The organism is Pseudomonas phoenicis (assembly GCF_047302395.1).
GTDB lineage: Bacteria > Pseudomonadota > Gammaproteobacteria > Pseudomonadales > Pseudomonadaceae > Aquipseudomonas.
The window spans coordinates 4,052,727-4,073,544 of the sequence record NZ_CP154852.1; the positions used below are offsets into that span (position 1 = coordinate 4,052,727).

Annotated in this window: 20 protein-coding genes; 10 read left to right on the forward strand and 10 right to left on the reverse strand. The window is 63.1% G+C overall.

Translation table 11 applies throughout. The features are described from left to right. The first annotated feature begins 22 nt into the window (after window positions 1-22). Together AA0Z93_RS18455 and AA0Z93_RS18460 are read left to right on the forward strand one after the other, a co-directional pair. Window positions 23-1,303: an MFS transporter gene (locus AA0Z93_RS18455; RefSeq protein WP_413047521.1), complete on the forward strand. Its 1,281-nt coding sequence runs from the start codon at window positions 23-25 to the stop codon at window positions 1,301-1,303. Further along, window positions 1,300-2,196: an EamA family transporter gene (locus tag AA0Z93_RS18460; RefSeq protein WP_413047520.1), complete on the forward strand. Its 897-nt coding sequence runs from the start codon at window positions 1,300-1,302 to the stop codon at window positions 2,194-2,196. Before AA0Z93_RS18455 ends, AA0Z93_RS18460 begins: the two co-directional genes overlap by 4 nt. Before the next feature lie 178 nt (window positions 2,197-2,374). Here AA0Z93_RS18460 and AA0Z93_RS18465 read toward each other — a convergent pair whose 3' ends face one another. After that, the gene (locus AA0Z93_RS18465; protein WP_413048403.1) at window positions 2,375-3,094 is read right to left on the reverse strand and encodes a TorF family putative porin; all 720 of its coding nucleotides are present in this window, start codon (window positions 3,092-3,094) and stop codon (window positions 2,375-2,377) included. A 241-nt stretch (window positions 3,095-3,335) separates the two neighbouring features. Then, window positions 3,336-4,838 (reverse strand): glycine betaine/L-proline transporter ProP, encoded by a 1,503-nt coding sequence (gene proP / locus AA0Z93_RS18470; protein ID WP_413047519.1) that lies wholly within the window; start codon window positions 4,836-4,838, stop codon window positions 3,336-3,338. Window positions 4,839-5,067: 229 nt separating this feature from the next. Here proP and AA0Z93_RS18475 point away from each other — a divergent pair, with 229 nt between their 5' ends. Further along, the gene (locus AA0Z93_RS18475) at window positions 5,068-5,967 is read left to right on the forward strand and encodes a PA4780 family RIO1-like protein kinase (RefSeq protein ID WP_413047518.1); all 900 of its coding nucleotides are present in this window, start codon (window positions 5,068-5,070) and stop codon (window positions 5,965-5,967) included. A 237-nt stretch (window positions 5,968-6,204) separates the two neighbouring features. Then, window positions 6,205-7,311 (forward strand): Gfo/Idh/MocA family protein, encoded by a 1,107-nt coding sequence (locus AA0Z93_RS18480; protein ID WP_413047517.1) that lies wholly within the window; start codon window positions 6,205-6,207, stop codon window positions 7,309-7,311. A 19-nt stretch (window positions 7,312-7,330) separates the two neighbouring features. Here the strand turns inward: AA0Z93_RS18480 and AA0Z93_RS18485 are convergent, their stop codons facing one another. Then, window positions 7,331-7,645: a hypothetical protein gene (locus AA0Z93_RS18485; RefSeq protein ID WP_413047516.1), complete on the reverse strand. Its 315-nt coding sequence runs from the start codon at window positions 7,643-7,645 to the stop codon at window positions 7,331-7,333. A gap of 372 nt (window positions 7,646-8,017) precedes the next feature. Between AA0Z93_RS18485 and AA0Z93_RS18490 the strand changes: the two genes are divergently transcribed. The 5 genes from AA0Z93_RS18490 (at window position 8,018) to AA0Z93_RS18510 (ending at window position 10,936) form a co-directional block, all read left to right on the forward strand. Continuing rightward, window positions 8,018-8,251: a PLDc N-terminal domain-containing protein gene (locus tag AA0Z93_RS18490; RefSeq protein ID WP_413047515.1), complete on the forward strand. Its 234-nt coding sequence runs from the start codon at window positions 8,018-8,020 to the stop codon at window positions 8,249-8,251. A 9-nt stretch (window positions 8,252-8,260) separates the two neighbouring features. Continuing rightward, entirely contained in the window at window positions 8,261-8,425 is a 165-nt protein-coding gene (locus AA0Z93_RS18495) for a hypothetical protein (protein ID WP_413047514.1), read from the forward strand. Between the two features lie 164 nt (window positions 8,426-8,589). Continuing rightward, on the forward strand, window positions 8,590-9,114 hold the full coding sequence (locus tag AA0Z93_RS18500; protein ID WP_413047513.1) for a hypothetical protein: 525 nt from the start codon (window positions 8,590-8,592) through the stop codon (window positions 9,112-9,114). Window positions 9,115-9,216: 102 nt separating this feature from the next. After that, entirely contained in the window at window positions 9,217-10,311 is a 1,095-nt protein-coding gene (locus tag AA0Z93_RS18505) for an alpha/beta hydrolase (protein ID WP_413047512.1), read from the forward strand. A 91-nt stretch (window positions 10,312-10,402) separates the two neighbouring features. Next, on the forward strand, window positions 10,403-10,936 hold the full coding sequence (locus AA0Z93_RS18510; protein ID WP_413047511.1) for a DUF4142 domain-containing protein: 534 nt from the start codon (window positions 10,403-10,405) through the stop codon (window positions 10,934-10,936). A gap of 412 nt (window positions 10,937-11,348) precedes the next feature. Here AA0Z93_RS18510 and AA0Z93_RS18515 read toward each other — a convergent pair whose 3' ends face one another. The 7 genes from AA0Z93_RS18515 to AA0Z93_RS18545 form a co-directional block, all read right to left on the reverse strand. Beyond that, the gene (locus AA0Z93_RS18515; protein WP_413047510.1) at window positions 11,349-12,056 is read right to left on the reverse strand and encodes a hypothetical protein; all 708 of its coding nucleotides are present in this window, start codon (window positions 12,054-12,056) and stop codon (window positions 11,349-11,351) included. Continuing rightward, complete coding sequence (locus tag AA0Z93_RS18520; protein ID WP_413047509.1) at window positions 12,043-13,251, reverse strand: zinc-dependent alcohol dehydrogenase; 1,209 nt, start codon at window positions 13,249-13,251, stop codon at window positions 12,043-12,045. The genes AA0Z93_RS18515 and AA0Z93_RS18520 overlap by 14 nt, the downstream gene beginning before the upstream one ends. A 231-nt stretch (window positions 13,252-13,482) precedes the next feature. After that, window positions 13,483-14,907 (reverse strand): ATP-binding protein, encoded by a 1,425-nt coding sequence (locus AA0Z93_RS18525; RefSeq protein ID WP_413047508.1) that lies wholly within the window; start codon window positions 14,905-14,907, stop codon window positions 13,483-13,485. Then, window positions 14,894-15,712, reverse strand: a complete 819-nt coding sequence (locus AA0Z93_RS18530; RefSeq protein WP_413047507.1) for an alpha/beta fold hydrolase — start codon at window positions 15,710-15,712, stop codon at window positions 14,894-14,896. Before AA0Z93_RS18530 ends, AA0Z93_RS18525 begins: the two co-directional genes overlap by 14 nt. 94 nt (window positions 15,713-15,806) lie before the next feature. Then, a complete protein-coding gene (locus tag AA0Z93_RS18535; protein ID WP_413047506.1) occupies window positions 15,807-16,211 on the reverse strand; it encodes a response regulator in 405 nt (134 codons plus the stop codon). A gap of 158 nt (window positions 16,212-16,369) precedes the next feature. Then, window positions 16,370-16,924, reverse strand: a complete 555-nt coding sequence (locus tag AA0Z93_RS18540; protein ID WP_413047505.1) for a type 1 glutamine amidotransferase domain-containing protein — start codon at window positions 16,922-16,924, stop codon at window positions 16,370-16,372. A 109-nt stretch (window positions 16,925-17,033) separates the two neighbouring features. Then, entirely contained in the window at window positions 17,034-18,125 is a 1,092-nt protein-coding gene (locus tag AA0Z93_RS18545; protein ID WP_413047504.1) for a catalase family protein, read from the reverse strand. 274 nt (window positions 18,126-18,399) lie between these two features. On the opposite strand from AA0Z93_RS18545, the gene AA0Z93_RS18550 reads away from it, so the two are divergent. Then, entirely contained in the window at window positions 18,400-20,754 is a 2,355-nt protein-coding gene (locus AA0Z93_RS18550) for an FdhF/YdeP family oxidoreductase (RefSeq protein WP_413047503.1), read from the forward strand. Window positions 20,755-20,818: the final 64 nt, after the last annotated feature.

Here is a 20,818-nt window from a genome sequence, read left to right on the forward strand (position 1 = left end):
GATTACTCCAATGGAGGCCGTCATGACAGCCAAGTCAAAATCACTGATGACGCGACCCTCAGAATTCGCCTCAGCCAGAGTGCATTCGAGTGGGGATCAGAAAGATGATCAAGGATTGACCAGCCTTTCCCCGTCCATCGCCCTGCTGTTCTCGGTGACCTGTGGACTGGCGGTCGCCAACGTCTACTTCGCTCAGCCTTTGCTCGACTCGATGGCGCACAGCCTGGGCGTCGCTACGGAGCGGATTGGCATCGTGGTCACGATGACTCAGATCGGTTACGCGCTGGGGTTGCTGCTGCTCGTTCCTCTGGGCGATCTGGTCAACCGCAAGCGGCTCGTACTGACTCAGATCGTGCTGTGCGCATTCGCACTGGCTGCGGTCGGTGCTTCATCGACATGGCCGGTGTTACTGGCCGCCATGGTCGGCGTCGGTCTGATGGCAGTGCTCGTGCAGGTGCTGGTGGCCTATTCGGCTGTGCTGGCGGCGCCGTCACAACGCGGGCAGGCTATCGGGACCGTCACCAGCGGGATTGTGCTGGGCATTCTTCTGGCACGTTTCATAGCGGGGCTGATCGCCGACCTGGCCGGTTGGCGAGCGGTCTACTTTGTCTCCTCAGGGCTGATGCTGGCCCTCGCTGCGGTAGTGTACAAATACGTGCCCGACATCCCGACGCGACAGACCAAGGGCGGTTATGCCGGGCTGATCCGCTCTCTGTTCGCTCTGCTGCTGAACGAACCGGTGCTACAGATCAGGGGGCTGCTGGCGCTGCTGATCTTCGCTGCATTTTCCGTGTTGTGGACGGCGCTGGTACTGCCACTGAGCGCGCCGCCGCTCTCTTTACCGCATACGGTGATCGGGTTGTTCGGCTTGGCAGGCGTGGCCGGCGCGTTGGCCGCCAGGAGGGCCGGCGGCTGGGCGGACCGAGGGCTGGGCTCGCGGGTCAGCGGCTTGGCTTTGGGCCTGTTGACGCTGTCATGGTTGCCCATCGGCTTCGCCCAGACCTCGCTGTTGGCTCTCGTCGGCGGGATCGTCGTGCTCGACTTCGCCGTCCAGGCCGTTCACGTCACCAACCAGAGTCTGATTTTCGCCGCACGACCGGACGCCCAAAGTCGTATGGTCGGTGTGTACATGTTTTTCTACTCCACCGGCAGCGCACTCGGGGCGACCGCCGCAACGCAAACCTACGCGCGCTGGGGATGGCCTGCCGTCAGCCTGTTGGGCGCCGCGATCAGCGCCACCGCGTGGGGCTTGTGGTTTTTGACCTCCCGTTGCCCGACATCGCGTCAGGGAAGACCGCTGTGAAGCTCAGACACCTGCTGCTCGCCCTTTCGATCACTGCCGTATGGGGCCTCAACTTCTCGGTGATCAAATTGGGTTTGACCCGCGTCGACCCTTTCATCCTGGCCGGTATCCGGTTCACGCTTTGCGCGCTTCCCGCGATTTTCTTCATCCCTAAACCTGACGTGCCGTGGCGCTATATCGCTGGGTACGGGCTGATCTTCGGCGTCGGTTTGTGGGGTGTGGTCAACCTGGGGATCACATCAGGGCTATCGCCAGGTATCGCTTCGCTGGTGCTTCAATTCAGCGCGTTTTTCACCATTCTGTTGGGGGCAAGGGTCTTCAAGGAGAGCGTGTCGCGTTATCAGATCGCCGGAATGGTCATCGCCCTCTGCGGGTTGCTCAGCATCATTCCCATTACCGACGGGACCGTTACGTTGACTGGCTTGGCGCTGGTACTGCTGGGGGCGATGGCGTGGAGCGTGGCGAACGTGGTCAGCAAGAAAGCCCGGACCACCCAAGTCTTCGGTTTTCTGGTGTGGTCCAGCGCATTCTCACCCATTGCGCTGTTTGCTATCGACTATGCACTGAACGGCACGACCGGGTATCGAACGTTGATCGACCAGGTGGACACGCGGGCCGTGCTTTCCATCCTGTTTCAGGTCTACCCCAACACGCTGTTCGGCTACTGGGTGTGGAATTCCCTGATGAAACGCTATCCGGTCTCTACGATCGCGCCGTTATCGCTGCTGGTGCCGGTGTTTGGTCTGATCGGTTCCGCCATCCTCTTCGAAGAGAACCTGTCACTCGATAAGGTGGTCGCTGTCGTGCTTGTCGTGACGGGACTGGGAGTCGGGCTTTATGGTCAACGCCTCCTGAGCGCGATCATCGACCGCACAACACAGCCTCAGCGCTGAGGCGCCAGGCCGCATTAAAGCGCAAGGTGATCGACCGGCTGTTGGGTTGGCTCCAGGTAAAACGTCGGATCCGTACCCGACATGACAAGTTGGCGAGTGGCTTCAGTGCCATGGCCACGCTGTGCTGTAGTGAAAAGTGCGTGCGGGCCGGCCCTTCAGGGACGTCTTAGACAACGCCTTAGAAAAACCGCCGCTGCGCCCGCAACGTCACCATGCTGTCGCACATGCTGTTGATCCCCGAATACGCATCGCAGCCGCTGCCGGTCAGGCTCGAATTGCTGTACTCCAGGTCCAGATCCACCCCGCGCCAGGGGCGCGAGAACTTCAGCGACCAGTCGTTGAAGCTGTCGATCTGCCCGGCTTCGCCGATGGTGAACGGCGTACCCAGCTGATGGTGGGCGACCTTCAGGGTGAAGTCGGCGTCCAGCAAGGGCAGCCGCCCCAGGTTGGCGAACAGTGTGCCGGTGCGGTTGTCGGGCGAGTCGTTGAAGGCCCCGCCGAAACGGCTGCCGAACAGCGACAGACCACCGTACAGCGCGTAGCTGTTGGCTTCGGGCTGATTGGGCTGGGTGTAGTGGATCACGCCCACTTCGTAGCCGAGGCTGTCAGTGAATTCCTGCTTGTAGCCGGCGTAGTTGTCCAGCTTGAGGGTCGAGGCTTTGGTCAGGCCCATGCTCGGGGCGTACTGGCCGAAATACACGCCATTGGGGTGGCTGAGGTCCACACCGCCGTGGAACGAGCCGACGGCGGCGGGCGAGATCAAGCCTTCGGCCATGGTGCGCGTGGGGGTGGTGGCCAGGGTGAAATCGAAATCGCCAAGCTCACGCTTGATCTGTTGGGCCTGGGTCGTCGGGCTCAGCAGCACGACTGCGGTGAGCAGCCAGAAAGGCCTGTTCAAGGTCATCGTCGAGGGGTTCCTGTGCGCGAGTGGGTCAGGATACCCGGCGCTGCCAGCGAGGGCAAAATTGACCGGCGAGCGGCAGGCTAGAGCCATGTCACAAGGCTTGGACGAGAGCCGCAAAGGGCAAGGCTATGGGTGGCGCGCTGGCTTGGAGGCAGGGGAGAGGCGAAGCTCTGGCGCTGCGGGTGGTGCAAAAGGCGCGGGCCGCGCAAGGCGGCCCGGGCGGGGGTACAGCAGGTCAGTCGATGCGTGGATGCTGCTGGGCCAGGCTGGCGCGCTTGGCTTCCAGTTCGGCGATCTGCGTGTCGATGTCTTCGATCTTCTGCTCGATGGTGTCGTGGTGCTCTTCGAGCAGTTCACGCGCTTCTTCGATGTTCGAAGCCGAAGGCGCCGCGCCGCGCAGCGGCTTGTTGGCGGTTTCCTTCATGGTGACGGCGGTGACGAAGCCGATCACGGCGATGACCATCAGGTAGTAGGCCGGCATGAACAGATCGTTGGTGCTTTCCACCAACCACGCGGCCAATGTCGGCGTGATGCCGGCGATCAGCACGGAAATGTTGAAGGCGCTGGCCAGGGCGCTGTAGCGGATGTGCGTGGGGAACATCGCCGGCAGCGTCGAGGCCATGACGCCGATGAAGAAGTTCAGCAGGATCGCCAGCATCAGCAAACCGCCGAAGATCATGCCGGAGTCGCCGCTGGTGATCAGTTTGAACGCCGGAATCGCCAACACGAACAGGCCGGTGCTGCCGACCAGGATGAAAGGGCGACGGCCCCATTTGTCGCTGAGGAAACCGATCACCGGCTGCACGAAGAGCATGCCGACCATGATCGCGATGATGATCATGACCCCGCTGCTTTCGGTGTAGTGCAGGTTGTGCGTGAGGTAGCTGGGCATGTAGGTGAGCAGCATGTAGTACGTGACGTTGGTCGCGATGACCACACCCACGCAGGTCAGCAGGCTGCGCCAATGCTTGGTGGCGATTTCCTTGAACGAGACTTTCGGGCCGGAGGCCAGGCCGTCGCGGTCGCCTTGCTCCAGGCTGTCGACGTGCTGCTGGAAGGCCGGAGTTTCTTCGGCGGCGTGGCGCAGGTACAGGCCGATGATACCCAGCGGCAGCGCCAGCAGGAACGGAATGCGCCAGCCCCAGGATTCGAACTGCGCCTCGGTGATCATGCTCTGAATCAGCACCACCAGGCCTGCACCAAGCACGAAGCCTGCGATGGAACCGAAGTCCAGCCAGCTGCCGAGGAAACCACGACGGCGGTCTGGTGCGTATTCGGCGACGAAGATCGACGCGCCGGTGTACTCGCCGCCCACCGAGAAGCCTTGGGCCATCTTGGCCAGCAGCAGCAGGATCGGCGCCCAGATGCCGATGGCCGCGTAAGAGGGTATGACACCGATGGCGAAGGTGCTCAGCGACATGATGATGATCGTCGCGGCGAGCACTTTCTGCCGCCCGATGCGATCGCCGATGGCGCCGAACACCAAGCCGCCCAGCGGGCGGATGAGGAAGGGCACGGAGAAGGTCGCCAACGCCGCGATCATCTGCACGCTGGGGTCTGCACCCGGGAAGAAGACTTTACCCAGAACGAAGGCAACGAAGCCGTACACACCGAAGTCGAACCATTCCATGGCGTTGCCCAGTGCGGCGGCGGAGATGGCTTTGCGCATCTTCACGTCGTCGACGATGGTGATGTCCTTGAGCCCGATGGGGCGTACTTTTTTCTTGCGTAATTTCATTCTGCTGTTTTCCTTTCACGTGCCTGGCACGACCGAGCCAATGCGTTCGATAGGGACGCCCGGTCTCAGGGGTGAGATACAAATGGACACTAAATAATTCAGCCCCGGGCCGCATATTTTTTCAATGGTGGCGGGCTGCGGCGCCTTACCCGAGCAAGTTCTTCCACGCTATGAGAGGATGACCACCCATACCCACATGGCCGACCGGACAGGACCCAGACCCGAGCTGATGAAGACGCCAAAAAGAATCGAACCCCTGATCGAAGACGGCCTGGTCGACGAGGTGCTGCGCCCGTTGATGAGCGGCAAGGAAGCGGCGGTGTATGTCGTGCGCTGCGGCCAGCAGGTGCGTTGCGCCAAGGTCTACAAGGAAGCCAACAAGCGCAGCTTCCGCCAGGCCGCGCAGTACCAGGAAGGGCGCAAGGTGCGCAACAGTCGCCAGGCCCGGGCCATGAGCAACGGTTCCAAGTACGGCCGCAAGGAAACCGAGCAGGCTTGGCAGAACGCCGAAGTGGCGGCGCTGTTCCGCCTGGCAGGGGCGGGCGTTAGAGTGCCCAAGCCCTATGACTTCCTCGACGGCGTGCTGCTCATGGAACTGGTGGTCGATGCCGACGGCAACGCCGCGCCGCGCCTGAACGATGTGCACCTCGAAGCCGAGCAGGCGCGCGAATACCACGCCTTCGTCATCCGCCAGATCGTGCTGATGCTCTGCGCAGGGCTGGTGCACGGCGACCTGTCGGAATTCAACGTGCTGCTGGGCCCGGACGGCCCGGTGATCATCGACCTGCCGCAAGCGGTAGACGCCGCCGCGAACAACCATGCCCTGGACATGCTCGAGCGCGACGTGGCGAACATGAGCAGCTATTTCGGCCAGTTCGCCCCGGAGCTCAAGCGTACCCGCTACGCCCGTGAGATGTGGGCGTTGTACGAGGCGGGCGAGTTGCAACCCGATTCGCCGTTGACCGGCGAATTCGCCGACGACGAGCACGATGCCGATGTGCATGGCGTGCTGCGCGAAATCGATGCGGCCCGTGCCGAGGACGCCCGACGCCGTGCGGCGCGGGAAGATGCCGAGCGCGGCCCGGCCGAGCGCAAGGGTGAGGAGCCACCGCCGCCCTGGTTGCAATAGGGCTTGGCGGAGCAGGGGGCAGTCGCATCGAGTGCTGCCCATCCGCAAGGTCGCTGCCCATCGCGCCGCCTCGATGCGCAGCCTGCCGTTTGCGTCGGTGACCCCTCTTCCAGTCTTCCAAGCCTCACGCTAGAGCGCCTGCGCAAGCCTCGCCGCGAAAAAGATGGAACCCGCGGCAACCACCGACTGCCCACTCTTCGTGCATATTACACATCGATCGCAAACGAGGAGCATGCAATGCCTAAACCAGACCGCAAGATTCGCTACGGTGTCGTCGGCGCGGGCGCCATTTCCCAGGGCGCGTTCATGCCCGGCGTCGGCCAGACCGACAACTCGGTGATCACCGCCATCGTCACCGGCGATCCGGTCAAGGCCGACCAGCTGGCCGAGCTGTACGGCGCCAAATCCTATTCCTACGAGCAATACGCCGAGCTGCTCGACTCAGGCGAAGTGGACGCCGTGTACGTCGCCACCCCCAACTTCCGCCACGTCGAGTTCGTCGTGCCTGCGCTGGAGAAGGGCATCCACGTGCTGCTGGAAAAGCCCATGGCCAGCACCGAAGAGGATTGCCAGACCATCCTCGACGCCGAGCGCGAATCCAAGGCCAAGCTGATGATCGCCTACCGCCTGCACTGCGAGCCAGGCACGGTGGACATGATCGAGCGCGTGCAAGGCGGCGATTTCGGTGATCCAAGGCTGTTCACTTCGACCTTCACGCAGACGGTCAAGCCGAGCAACCACCGTGCTCAGGACGGCTTCGCAGCCGGCCCGGTTCTGGACATGGGGCCGTACCCGCTGAACATGGTGCGTCAACTGTTCAACGCCGAGCCCATCGAAGTGTCGGCCATCGGCGTCAAGTCGCCCGGCAGCGAGATTTCGACCTGGGATACCGTGACCGTCAACCTGCGTTTCCCCGAGGAGCGTCTGGCGCAGTTCACCGTCAGCTACACCTTGCCCGATGCCGAGCACTTCCTGCTGCTGGGCAGCAAGGGCGTGATCGATGCTTCACCGTGCTTCGGTTATGGGGAAGGGGTGGCGATCAAGTACCACGCCGAAGTGGAGGGCGACAACCGCGTCCACGTCAGCCCTGTGGTAGACCAGTTCGCCGGCGAGACCGCTTACTTCTCCGACTGCATCCTCAACGGGCAAAGCCCGGAGGCCAACGGTGACGAAGGTTGGCGCGACGTGCGGGTGATCATGGCGATCAAACGTGCGCTGGAGACCGGCCAACCACAGACCCTGCAAGCGCTTGCCGCCCGCCCGCACGCGCGTCGCGAGCAGCGTCGGACGTTCTCGCTGGGCGAGCACCCGGACTACATCAACACCGAGTCGCCCACCGAGTAAGCGGGCGACTCGCAGGGCTTCATGGGTAGCGATAGGTGCCTAAACGCACCACGCTATCCGGCCCAGCACGCAGCGTACCCTCCAACCTGCCCGTCGCTTGGCTGCGCAGCGTTATCCGAACGCGGCGCGGTTCGCTGCCGTCGTCCGGCAGGTGCAGCAGTAGCGCTTTACCCTCACCCAGGCTGGCCTGTGGAGCGGGGTCGATCCGTTCCACGGTCGATTCGCGCAACAGCGGGCCTGCGAGGATCAATTTGACTACCTTGCCGGATTCGCCGCGGACACTGATGTCCAGTGTCTGCGGTGCGCCACTGCGCACTGCGCGGGCATAGTCCACTTGCACCCGTCCATCACTGCTGACCGCTAGAGCCGTGCCCAACCATGCGCGACCTGCATGGCCCACGAGCATCGCCAGTGCGATGAGCCCTCCCACTAGCGCAACCGTCCGCCAGCGGCGGGCGGGGCGGGCGGGGCGGTGGGGGCGCAGACCGTATGAGGGATGCATCGGTAGGGGAGGTTGGTTCATGGCGGCAGACTCGCAGGCTTGTATGGCGAATTCGACGATGCGCTGTGGGCATCGAAGCGCCTTTGACACTCCGTCTGTCCCGGAGGTGCCACTGCGGATGAACTTTATCCCGCCGATCGCCTTCATCTGTACCAGTGGCGGTGCGAACCGCTTTGGCATAAGGCATCACGGAGGACGTGCGACATGTTCGAACTCAACACCTACGTCTGGATCGGTAGCGCAGTGATCGTGTTGCTGGTGGACCTGTGGATCATCGTCAGCGTGTTTCGCAGCGAGAAGTCGCCAGGCACCAAGCTGTTCTGGGCTTTGCTGGTCGTGCTGCTGCCGGTGCTCGGCATGGTCATCTGGGGCGTCGCCGGGCCGCGCGGCATCAAGCCCGGTACTGGCCCTTCCTCACCCAATCACAGCAAAGGCTAAGGAGTTCCCATGAACGACAGCAAACTGCCCGACGCTCGCCCACCTGCCGGCCCGTCCAAAGGTGAGCAGGAGCGCGACAACGACGCCCATCGCCCCGATGCGACCCAAGAGGGCGAACACGAATCCACGGCGCAGCAGACCGGCCGTGAGCAAGGCAAGACACGACCTGACTGACAGCAGGCGCAGATTCTTGCGGTTCGCCCGGCATGCGGCAGGTTGGAGCCAGCTCCGTCAGCCGCACTGAATCTTTCCAGGGCGCGCCGCTCTATTCAGCATCCCGGTGTCTGCGATGGACGCAGGCGTCCATCTAGGCAGGCACATCCTGCAGGAGCCCGACCGTGTCACTGATCATCACGCCCTCCACTCCCGAAGACGAGATCGAGGCGCGTAACACCCATGTCTTCGGTACGCTCAAGGAGCGTCTGGATTTCTACCGCAGCGAAATCCAATACGAGACCAGCATCCTCGCCAACCGCACCGACGCCTATCTGGCCGCTCAATCCTTTCTGGTGATCGCCTTCGTCTCGGCCATGGGCAACCTCAACCCCGAGTGGGGCAAGATGTTCACCATGATCGTTCCCGCATTTCTGGCGTTGCTTGGTGTACTCAGTTCCCTCAATGCCTGGCCCGGTATTCGGGCTGCATACAAGATCATCGACCATTGGCAGATCAAGCAGAGCCACTTGCTGCGCAGCCAGCCGATGATGACCCTGATGTACGACGAGACGCCGCTGTTCAGCGAAACCGAGACTTCGCGTGCCGGCCACAAGAAATCGTTGCTGTTCTCGCTGCGTACCCCGTGGATCTTCCTGGTGTTCTGGATGCTGCTGGGCAGTTATGCCGTGTATATCCAAGTCACCTGACGCCGCTGGTACAGCCTCGGCGCTTTTTATTGAACGCTCGCACTCGGTGTGAACCTGAACATGAGTAGGGCGCAGATCGCCGCCCAGGTTCAGGAGAGCATCATGCAAAAACATCATTACTTGGCTGCGGCGACCCTGCTGGGGCTGGCAGTCGCCATCGGTGGCTGCGCCCGTGATCCGCAGAAGCGCTCGGTCTCGGAGTTGGCCGTTAGCGGGACCAAAAGCATGCTGCGCGCCGATGCGGACATGCAGACGGTACTCAACAAACTGGCCGGCCTCGACGGCAAGGCCATCGAAAAGACCGCACCGCCCGAGGCGAGGCAACAGCCGACTCTGGCCGACGCCGTGAAGGGCGTTCTCACCGATGACAAGCGCAGCACCGATCCACAAACGTTGGTTCCCGGCGTGACCACCCGCGAGGTGACCATACCCGGCGCTGCGGGGAATCTGCCGGCAACGGTCTATACCCCGGCAGGTAGCGGTCCGCATCCTGTCGTGCTGTATTTCCACGGTGGTGGCTGGGTGATCGCCGATCGCACCGTGTATGACGCCGGCGCTCGCGGCCTGGCCAAGCAGGCCGACGCCGTAGTGGTCTCGGTCGACTACCGCCGCGCCCCCGAATACAAATTCCCTGCAGCCCATGACGACGCCTTGGCCGCCTACAAATGGCTGACCACCCATGCACAATCCCTGCAGGGCGACCCTCAACGTCTGGCTTTGGCTGGAGAGAGTGCGGGGGGCAACCTGGCCGTGGCAACCGCAATTGCCGCGCGTGATGCAGGCCTGCCTGCGCCGCGCCACATCCTCGCGGTCTATCCGGTGGCCCAGGCCGATACGCACACCGCATCCTACGAAAAATACGCCGATGCCATGCCGCTCAACCGTCCGATGATGCTCTGGTTCGTCGACCAGATCAGCCGCACGCCGGCCGACGTGCAGGACCCGCGTATCAGCCTGGTCAAGGCCAACCTGCGTGGTTTGGCGCCCGTCACCCTGATCAATGCCGAGATCGACCCCCTGCGCGATGACGGCGCGCAACTGCAACAGGCGCTGGTCCAAGCGGGCGTCAGCGTCGAGCGCAAGGTGTACGAAGGTGTCACCCATGAGTTCTTCGGCGCCGCTGCGGTGGTGGAAAAAGCCCAGCAAGCCCAGGCCTATGCCGGCCAGCGACTCAAGGCCGACCTGACTGCTCGTTGAGGCGCAAAAAATGCTGAACCCCGCGCTTCAGGCGCGGGTCTGACCCCATAACACCTCACTGTTCAATGGAATCAAGCCCAAGGAGTTACGCATGAACATCAAACTCAAAGCCGGTATCTGCGGTGTCCTGTTCGCCTTCGCCAGCCACGCAGCACTGGCTGCCACCAGCGCCGCCGACTTCGTCGACGAAGCATCTGCCAAGGGCATTGCAGAAGTGGAAGCTGGCAAACTGGCGCTGGAAAAGAGCCAGTCGGCCGACATCAAGACCTTCGCTCAGATGATGATCGACGATCACACCAAGGCGAACGCAAAGCTCAAGGCCATCGCCCAGCAGAAGAACATCAAGGTCGCGACCGACGCTGAGCTGTTGGATAAAGCCAAAAAGCTGATCCTCGATATTCGTGAGGAGTCGTTCGACCGCTCCTATGCCAACAACCAGGTCAAGGCGCACGAAGACACCGTCAAGCTGTTCCAGGAAGAAGTGAACGAGGGTAAAGACGCCGAAGTGAAAGCCTTCGCCGGTGAGACGCTGCCTAAGTTGAAAGAACACCTGGAGGCCGCGCGTAAGCTGGCCGCTGCACACGGTGGCGACGCTGCTCACGACAAGGAAGCTGCCAAGCAGTGACCTAGTGACGGCGTGCTTTAAGACGGGTGCTTTGGGCCTATGCCGGTAGTGAAGGCACTTGGGACCGCTCTGCGGTCCATCGCGACTGAAGCCGCTCCCACAGAATCATGTCTATTCTGCGGGAGTGGCTTCAGTCGCTTTAGCGGGTGACGCTATTTTGCAGGACCGGCTTCAGTCGCTTAATCGGGATGGCGTCTTTTTTATGGGTGAGACTTCAGTGTTTCTTGAGGAATGACGCCTTTTTTTTGTAGGAGCGGCTTTAGCCGCGATGGGCTGCGCAGCAGCCCCAACAGACGCTACCAAGGCTAGACGGACTGGCGCCAGCCAGGGCGCTGCAATTTTCCAGTCAGAACTCCGGTTTGGTATGGATGGGTCAAGAACCGCCGCCCTCGATGAAAAGGCGGCGACAGTCTCAACGATCGCGACGGCCGATCGATATGCCGATCAGCAAACCTAGTGCGAGGCCGGCAAAGCCAGTCAACAGCAGGTTGGTGGAGGGGCTTACCGGGCAAGTGTCGGATTCGGACTTATCCGAACCGCTGGTGCCACCGGCATCGTCGGTATGGTCTGCACCATCTGCACCATCTGCATCGCCTGCATTCCCAGCAGCGTCACCGCCAGCGCTCGTCTTCCGCTTTCCGACAATGTCTTCGTCCTGGCCGGTTTTTCCAGACTCACCGGTATCGGCCGTTTGGTCGGATTGTCCTTCGGCACGCTTCGCGGAAGTTTTTTTCGGCTGTGATTCTTCGGCATCGGCACCGGCATCGGTATCTGCTTCCGCCCCGACCGTCGCTTGATCCTCGATTTCATCCATCGGCGTCAAGGCCAGCACCGGCCCATCGATCACGGCCAAGTTCAGATCGCTGATATCCCCCGCATGACGTTCGGGGAACACAGGCTCGCCTTTGCCATCGACCTGGTCATAAATGAAGCGCTGGCCTTCCAGCCAGCCGACCGCCGTCAGCAGATCGGCATCGAGGAAGTATTTGCCATCGAGGAAGAAGCCTTCGAAAGCGTGGCCACTTTCGTTGGGCTCTACCCGATAACGTTGCCCGATTTTCATGCCCGTGGCCGGGTCGAGCGCAGCGATGGCGGATTTGGCGTGTTCAGGCGCGGACATGGTCATCTCCCAGCGTACCTGCGGCGGCGCCCGGAACCAGGATCACCTTGCGGCAGTTGTCTTGTTGTTTGTCGAACAGATCGTAGCCCAGTGCCGCCTCTTCCAGCGCCAGGGTATGCGTGACGATCTCATCCGGTCTCAGGCTGCCGTCCTCGATGTAGCTGAGCAGCTCGGGCAGGTAGCGCTGCACGTGGGTCTGGCCCATTTTGAAGGTCAGGCCTTTGTCGAAGGCATCGCCGAACAGGAAACCGTGGATGAACCCGGCGTACACGCCCGGCACGCTCACCACACCGCCACGGCGTACGGCGGCGATGCACTGGCGCAGTACCTTGCCGCTGCTGCCCTCGAGCTTGAGGGTGGTGAGGATGGTCTCGGTGGTGCTGCCCTTGGCTTCGAAGCCCACCGCGTCGATCACGGCCGCCACGCCCCTTTGGCCGGGCGTCTGGCTGATGATGGTCTGGGCGGGATCGTCGTCTTCGGCGAAGTTGATCGGGATCACGCCATAGGCCTTGTTGGCATAGGTCAGGCGATAGTCGTTGTCGTCCACCATGAAGATCTGTTCGGCGCCGAGTTTGCGTGCGCAGGCTGCGCTGAGCAAGCCGACAGGGCCTGCGCCATAGATGGCCAGGCTAGACCCTTGGGTGACACCGGCATTGATTACCGCCTGCCAAGCCGTGGGGAGAATGTCGGAAAGAAACAGGACTTTGTGGTTGGGCAGTGTGTTGGGCACTTTGAAGGGGCCGACGTTGCCTTTGGGCACGCGCACGTACTCGGCTTGACCGCCCGGGATGCCGCCATAGAGGTGGCTGAAGCCGAACAGCGCGGCGCCTGGCGGAATCTGCTTCTTGTTGAGGATCGCGCCACGTCCTGTGTTGGTGGTCTCACAGGCGGCGAACTGGTCAAGGTTGCAGAAGAAACAGCTACCGCAGGCGATCACGAACGGAATCACCACGTTGTCACCGGGCTGCACAGCCGTCACGCCACGTCCGACGTCCACCACTTCGCCCATGAACTCGTGGCCGAAGATGTCACCGTGCTCGGTATGCGGGATCTTGCCGCGGTAGAGGTGCAAGTCAGAACCGCAGATAGCCGTCGCGGTGACCTTGAGGATGATGTCGTCCGGTTCTTGGAGTACGGGATCGGGAACGGTGTCGACCTTAACGTCGTTTGCCCCGTGGTACGTCAATGCTCTCATGGTGCATAGCTCCTGCTCAGGCGTAGAGACGAAATCGTCTAATGCAGAGGAAGCCTTGGCAGTGGACAAAGTTCAGGTGGAGGGGGCGAGCGGTCTGCAGGAGCGCATTGGATCATACGTGTTAGCTGCTGCCTCGGACGGCACGTACGGTCGGCGAATCGCAATCCTGCTGGTCGCTTTACGCCCAGTCGGGCTGGGCGAGGTACTGCGTGGCGATGACGGACGAAGGGTCTAGGCGCCGCCTTTGCTGATCCAGGCACGGTAGTCGGCCACCAATGGCGCCGGCAGTTCGGGCAGCAGGCGGTCGATCGCGTCGGCCTCGGCCTCACTGCGCAAGTGTTCGGCCAACCAAGTCACCAGCAGCAGGCGCGAGGTGGGGCAGGGGGCGATGGTCTCCAGGGCGTCGGCCAGGCGGCCAAGGCGCTCGATGTTCTGCTCAAGCTGATCGATTGGGTTCATGCAGCGGCTCTCAGGATACTCGGTCGATGAAACGTCGGGCAGGCGCAGGGTGAAGGTGGTCCCCGCCGCCGCGCTGGAATGAACGCCGATCGCTCCGCCATGGGCCGAGACGATCTCCTTGACGATGAACAGCCCCAGCCCCACCGAGCGGACCCCGGCACTGCGGTCGGTGGCACGGGTCATGGGCTCGAAGAGCTGCTGGGCCAGCGGCTCCGGGATCACTGGGCCGTGGTTGTGCACACACAGCGTGACGAAGCCTTCGCGGATGTCGCTGGTCAGGGTGATGCCGTGCTGCAGGTCGCCGTAGGCGGCGGCATTGCCCACCAGGTTGCCCAAAGCCTGATGCAGCCTGTCAGGGTCGACCCAGGCGGCGCCTTTGCCCTTGGCGAGGTGGCGGATGCATGCCTGGGGCAGGGCGATGCGCCACTCGTCGACGCCGTCGTCTATCAGCCTTTGCAAGTCCATGCGTTGCTGCTGGATGTGGATACCTTGGCCCAGGCGTACCGAGGCCAGGTCGAGCAGGTCGGCGATCATCCGCTCGGCGCGGTCGCACGACTGGCTGATGGTGCTGATCAGTTGCGTCTGGCGGGCCGCCCAGCCGCCACGGGCCAGCAGCCCTGTGGCCATCTTGATCGCGGTCAGCGGATTCTTCAGGTCGTGGCTGGCGACCGCTACCATCTGCTCGGCCAAGGTGGCACGACGCTCGGCATGCTCATAGGCCTCGGCGAGCTCGGCGCGGGTCGCCTGCAAGGCGAGGTCGGCGGCGGTGCGCTCGGCCAGCAGTTGCTCTGCGCGTTTACGCGCACCGAGCAGTTCGCGCTCGTAGCGGTCGCGGTCGACCGTGCCGAACATCGCCAGCTCGTAGTGCACGCCGTGTTGCGTTTCGCGGCGTACGCCGTTGAGCAGCATGGTGATCAGGTGGCCATCGGCATGCCGCATCTCCAGCTTGACCTCGGCGACCGAGCCTTGCATGCGCATCAGCGGCGCCCAGTGGGTCTGGTGGAAAATCCGCCCACCGACGGTGAGCAGATCTTGGAAACGTCTACCCAGCAGTGCAGGCGGCTCGAGGCCGAGCCAGCGCGAAAACGTCTGGTTGTAGCGCAGGATGGTGCCGTCCTCGGCCGTGACCACCAGCCCGCAAGGGGCTTGGTCCAAGAGCGCCTCGGCGTCCGGCAGGCAACGCTCACCGACCAGCATGATGGCCAATCCTATTGGCCAGGAAGGCGTCCATGGCAGCTGCGCAGGCGCTGGGCGCGCTCATGTGCGGGCAGTGCCCGATGTTGGGCACGATGGCCAGCTCGCTGTTGGGCAGCACTTCGTGCAAATAGTGACCGACGGCCTGAGGGGCGATGATGTCGTCGGTCGATTGCAGGATCAAGGTCGGCGTCGGCAGGCCGGCCACGTCTTCGCGGTTGTCCGAGAGGAAGGTCACGCGGGCGAAATGGCGGGCGATGTCAGGGTCCGTGCGGCAGAAGCTGTTGGTCAGTTCCTGGCCCAGCTCGGGTTCGCCGGGCGCACCCATGATCACCGGCGCCATGGTGCTCGACCAGCCCAGGTAGTTGCTGTCGAGCGTATCGAGCAACGACTCGATGTCGACCCGGCTGAAGCCGCCGACATAGCCGTCATCGTCGATGTAGCAGGGCGAGGGGCCGATCATCACATGGGCCGCCACGCGGCCGGGATGCAGGCGGTCGGCCAAGGCGCCGATCATCGCGCTGACCGAATGGCCGACGAGCATCACCGTGCCTTCGGCGAAGCGGTCGATCAAGGCGTTGAGGTCGGCGGCATAACCCCACAGCTCACCGTAGCGGTGCGGGTCGTAGGCGCTGAGGTCGGACCCGCCGGCACCGATCAGGTCATAGCTGATGGTGCGGTAGCGCTGGGCGAAGTGGGGGAGCAGGAAGCGCCACATGGCCTGGTCGCAGCCAAAGCCGTGGGAGAAGATCAATGTAGCGTCGCCGCTGCCAGACACGTGCACATTGTGACGACGTTGCAGATCCATGAGAGATTCCAACATACAAGACGGCGAAAAAGCGCGATGCAAGTCGCGCCAACAGGCGGCGATTGTTTACCGGGCAGGCTGCCCGGTGCAATGCTCAGGCCGCCGGGCGCAGCGAAGAACGTCGGGCCAGTTGGCCCTCGATCACTTGGTAGAACTGATCGATCGACCAGGGTTTGGGCAGGAACACGGCGCCCTCGGGCAATGGCATGTTGAAGCCGTCGTGATAGCCGCTCATCACCACCAGACCCAGACCGGGAGAGCGCTCCTGGGCGCGCCAGGCCAACTGCATGCCGTCGAGCTCGCCCGGGGTCTGCACATCCGTCAGCAGCAACGACCAAGGGGCCAGCTCCAGTGCGGCAAAGCCTTCGTCGGCAGTTTCCACCGCTTTGACGGTGGCGCCCAAATCTTCCAGCGCGAATACGATCAGGTCGCGGATCATGCGTTCGTCCTCCACCAGGAGGATGTGCGGTGCGCGGGCCGGCGATGGGGCTTCGATCATTGCGGATGCTCTATGTACGGGTACTTGCAGGGTAATCAGGGCCTGTAAATGGTCCTACGAAAACCCCTCCGATCTCGCTGTGACATCACGGCATTGCAGGAATTCCTCGATCCTCCTGCATTTGCCCCTCCAGCGAGGCTGGAAGGGCAAGTCACGACTCAGGCCAACGCTTTGGTGATGGCGTCGTTGAAGGCATCCAGGTCTTTCGGGGTGCGCGAGGTGATGAGGTGCCAGCCGTTGGCGTCGCAGGTTTGAACTTCGACATCGACCCACTTGCCTTTGGCGTTGACCAGGTCGGTCTTGACGCTGGCGAACGAGGTCAGGGTTTTGCCTTCGATCACACCGGCATCGATCAAAGCCCAGGGACCATGGCAGATGGCAGCAACCACTTTACCGGTGCCGCTGAAGGCCTTGATCAGGCGCAGGGCGTCCTGGTCCTGGCGCAGGTTGTCGGCGTTGACGGTGCCGCCCGGGATGACCAGAGCGTGGTAGTCGTTGGCCTTGACGTCGGCCATCTTGGTGTCAGACTTGACCACGCGATCCTTCTCGGTGTCCTGCAGGAAGGTCTGCGTGTCGGCGCCTCCGATCGACGCATGGGTCACTTCAGCGCCTTGGGCTTTCAGGGCTTCGAGAGGCTTGAGCAGTTCGTCGCGCTCGATGCCGGTGTCGGAAGTGATGATCAGTACGCGTTTGCCTGTCAGTGTCGAGCTCATGGTGTCTCCGAAAAGGTCTGTTCATGAAGCCGCCTGTGCTCAGTGTTCAATGAGGCAGGGGCAAAACGTTGCCTCTGGTTGATCCGCGTAGGCGAGCAAAGGTTTAAATTTATTTGCGCGGTTCGTGCATCGGGCAGCCGTTGTGGCTCGCGCGAAAGCCCGACGACATCTCATAGGAAGGCTTGCGCGAGCGCATGACACCGCCAATCGGGCGGTGTGCCGCCAGGCCGTGCCAGGGGCTGAACGCCATGCCGTCGTCGATGGCACGCACCTTTTCCTCCGACCAGGTCGGCTGCGCCGCCACGTCGAGGCGCGCGACGGTCACGTACGGGCTGAGGTCTTCAGGCCATTGCACCGAAGCGTCTTCGATCGGCATCTGCTCCAGGTCGGTCGCCAACTGCACGCGCACTTCCCACGTGCCGCCGTGCTGCTCGAAGAACGCGCTGACCGCTGTCCGCAAACCATTGGGGTCGCCCTCGAAGTCGACGTGCTGGTCGGTGAGGGCGGTCAGCGCCGGTGCCACCGGCACCAGCGCCACCTTGGCGTAGTAGGGCCCGTACAGCACCGGCACGACGGTTGAGAAACTTTCGCCCAGAATGTGGGTTTGCGGGTGGCCGCCCAGGCTCTTGAGCGTGCCGCTTTCGCCGCCCACCGCTTCGATCGTGGCTTCCACGCCACGCAGCACCGCCGACATCACCTGCTTGGTGCGCGGCATCTTGTCGGTGGTCTTGGCCAGCAGCTTCAAGGTCTTGAGGAAGTCCTTGGGGGTAGCGGCGGTGAAGGCCTTGGCGTTCTGCATGACGAAGTCCTGGGTCACGTCGCCTTCGCTGCCCGGCAGACGCGCGCCTTCGACGCCCACCATCTTCAGCGCCAGGCCACGGGGTGTGGAGACCTTGTCGTCGAGGATGTCGCCCGGGTTGGTCGAAAAGCGCAGGTACGCTTGGAACGTACCCGGTTTGGCGAACGCCCCTTGGGCCAGGTGGGGCGGCAGATCGTCCAGGACCGTCACCTGGCCTTCCAGCAGGCCGTGGCCCTTGGCGTGCACGCTGCGGTCGGCGTGGCCGCGATGTTCGAAGGTGGTCTGCATGATGGTGCGCAGCGTGTCGGCCAGCTCCTGGCTGGTCTGCGCTTCGTCATCGGGAATCTGTTCGAAGCCGGGCTCGAAGACCAACGGCAGGGTAGCAAGGGCAGGGGCGCTCATCGGTATCTCCTCGGCTGATTGCTCAGCGCACGGACGTTGGCTCCGCCTCTGGTCGCGCTGAATATTCGGCAGAGTCTGGCCATGGGCCATGAGTTCCAGGCCGCCCGCAGCTTGCCGACCACTGGATTTGGCATCGTTACCGCGCTGGTTGGCGGCATGCAACGCCGATGAACAGGCAGCGCCTGGTTTGCCGGCCACCGGCGTGCGCTTGAACTTTCATTGGCGCGGTACCTTCGAAACCATGACCCCACCATCACATCGCCCGAGGCGTGCCATGTCGCTCATCCACCCCACCGCTCACTTCAAGCCTTACCTGTCAGCCGCCGGTGGCTGGGGCTCGGCGCGTTCGGTCATGCAGATCCTGTGGCGCGAACAGGCGCTGGCGCAGGGGCCGTTGGCATTGTTCAAGCAGAACAAACCCAAAGGATTCGCCTGCGTCAGTTGCGCCTGGGGCAAACCGGGAGACCCTCACGCCCTGGAGTTCTGTGAGAACGGTGCCAAGGCCACGGCGTGGGAGATCACCCGCCTGCGCACGGGGCCGGACTTCTTCGAGCGGCACACCTTGAGCGAGCTGCGTACCTGGAACGACCACGACCTGGAGCAACACGGGCGCCTGACCCATCCGCTGCGCTACGATCCGGCCACGGACCGCTACCGCACCACCACTTGGGCCGAGGCTTACGCGGGCATCGGCGAGCAGCTGAAACACCTGCCGCCCGAGCAGGTGGTGTTCTACGCTTCCGGCCGCGCCTCGCTCGAAGCCTCGTTCATGTACCAACTGTTCGCCCGCGCCTATGGCAGCAACAACCTGCCCGACAGTTCCAACATGTGCCACGAAAGCACCTCGGTGGGCCTGCAGGAGAGCATTGGGGTGCCCGTTGGCACCGTGACCCTGGAAGACTTCGAGCACACCGATTGCATCTTCTTCTTCGGGCAGAACGTGGGCAGCAACAGCCCGCGCATGCTTCACCCGCTGCAGGAAGCGCGCAAACGCCACGTGCCGATCATCACCTTCAACCCGTTGCGCGAGCGTGGGCTGGAACGTTTCGTCAACCCGCAGTCACCGATGGAAATGCTCGGCCCCGACTCCACCGTGATCAGCACCCAATACCATCAAGTGCGCATCGGCGGCGACCTGGCGGCGATCACCGGCATCATCAAAGCGATATTCGAGCTGGACAGACACGCACGCGCAGCCGGACGCGCAGCGGTGTTGGACGACGATTTCATCGCCCAGCACACCGATGGACTGGAAGCGCTGCGCGCCTGGGTCGAGGCGCAAGACTGGATCGATCTGGAGCAGCACAGCGGCCTGAGCCGCGCTGCACTGGAAGCGGCGGCCACCGTGTATGCCCGCAGCCAGCGGGTGATGGTGATCTGGGGCATGGGCATGACTCAGCACCGCAAGGGCGTGGAAAACGTGCAGATGATGGTCAACCTGCTCCTGCTGCGCGGCAACATCGGCAAGACCGGCGCGGGTGTGTGCCCGGTGCGCGGCCATTCCAACGTGCAGGGCCAGCGCACGGTGGGCATTACCGAAGACCCGCAGAAGGTGCCGGTCGACAAGCTGCGCGCGCTGTACAACATCGCGGTTCCGGAAAAGAAAGGTCTGGCCACCGTCGACACCTGCGAGGGCATCCTCAATGGCACGGTCAAAGGCTTCATCGGCCTGGGTGGCAACTTCCTGCGTGCCGTGCCCGACACCGACCGCATGGAACCGGCCTGGGCCGACCTGTCGTTGAACGTGCAGGTGGCCACCAAGCTCAACCGCACCCACCTGGTGCCTGGCGGGCAGACCTGGCTGCTGCCTTGCCTGGGTCACATCGAGATCGACCGTCAGGACGGGCGCGAGCAGGTGTACAGCACCGAGGACAGCACCGGCTGCATGCGCGCCTGGCAGGGCACGACCGAGCCGGCTGGGGATATGCTGCGTTCGGAGGTGGCCATCATCGCAGGCATTGCCGAACAGACCTTGGGCGTTGAGTGCCATGTGCCGTGGGACGCCTGGCGGCACGACTATGCGCTGATCCGCAAAGGCATCAGCGAAACCTACCCGGAGATTTTCCACGACATGGAAACCCGCATGTGGGAGCGTGGCGGCTTTCACCGCCCGCTGGGTGCTTGCAAGCGTGAGTGGCACACCGAAACCGGCAAGGCGCGCTTCACCACGCCGACGGACCTTGAAGAGAATCCGGACGCCGCGCTTGTCGGCGAGCGCCGCGAGGTGCTGAACCTGATGACGTTGCGCAGCAACGACCAGTTCAACACCACCGTGTATGGCTACGACGACCGCTTCCGCGGCGTCAGCGGCACGCGCAGCGTGGTGTTCATGAACCGCGACGACGTGGTCCGCCTGGGCTTCGCGCCGGGTGACTGGGTCAAAGTGCGCACGGCTGTCGAACCTGAGGTGCGTCGCGAGGTCGGCCCTTTGCAGATCATCGCCTACGACATTCCCCAAGGGTGCGCGGCCGGATATTACCCGGAATGCAACCCGCTGGTGCCGCTGTGGCACCATGCCGAGCGCAGCAAGGTTCCTGCGTCAAAGGCGGTGCCGGTGACCTTCCATCGGGTGGAACCTGGCCGGGCCGATCTGGCGCATGCCGTGCCCGCCCGCGATCAGGTTCAGTGAATGTGGGCGCCCGGCCGGCGCTAGCGCAAAACTGCACGCGGTCACATGGAACACTGTGGCTGCG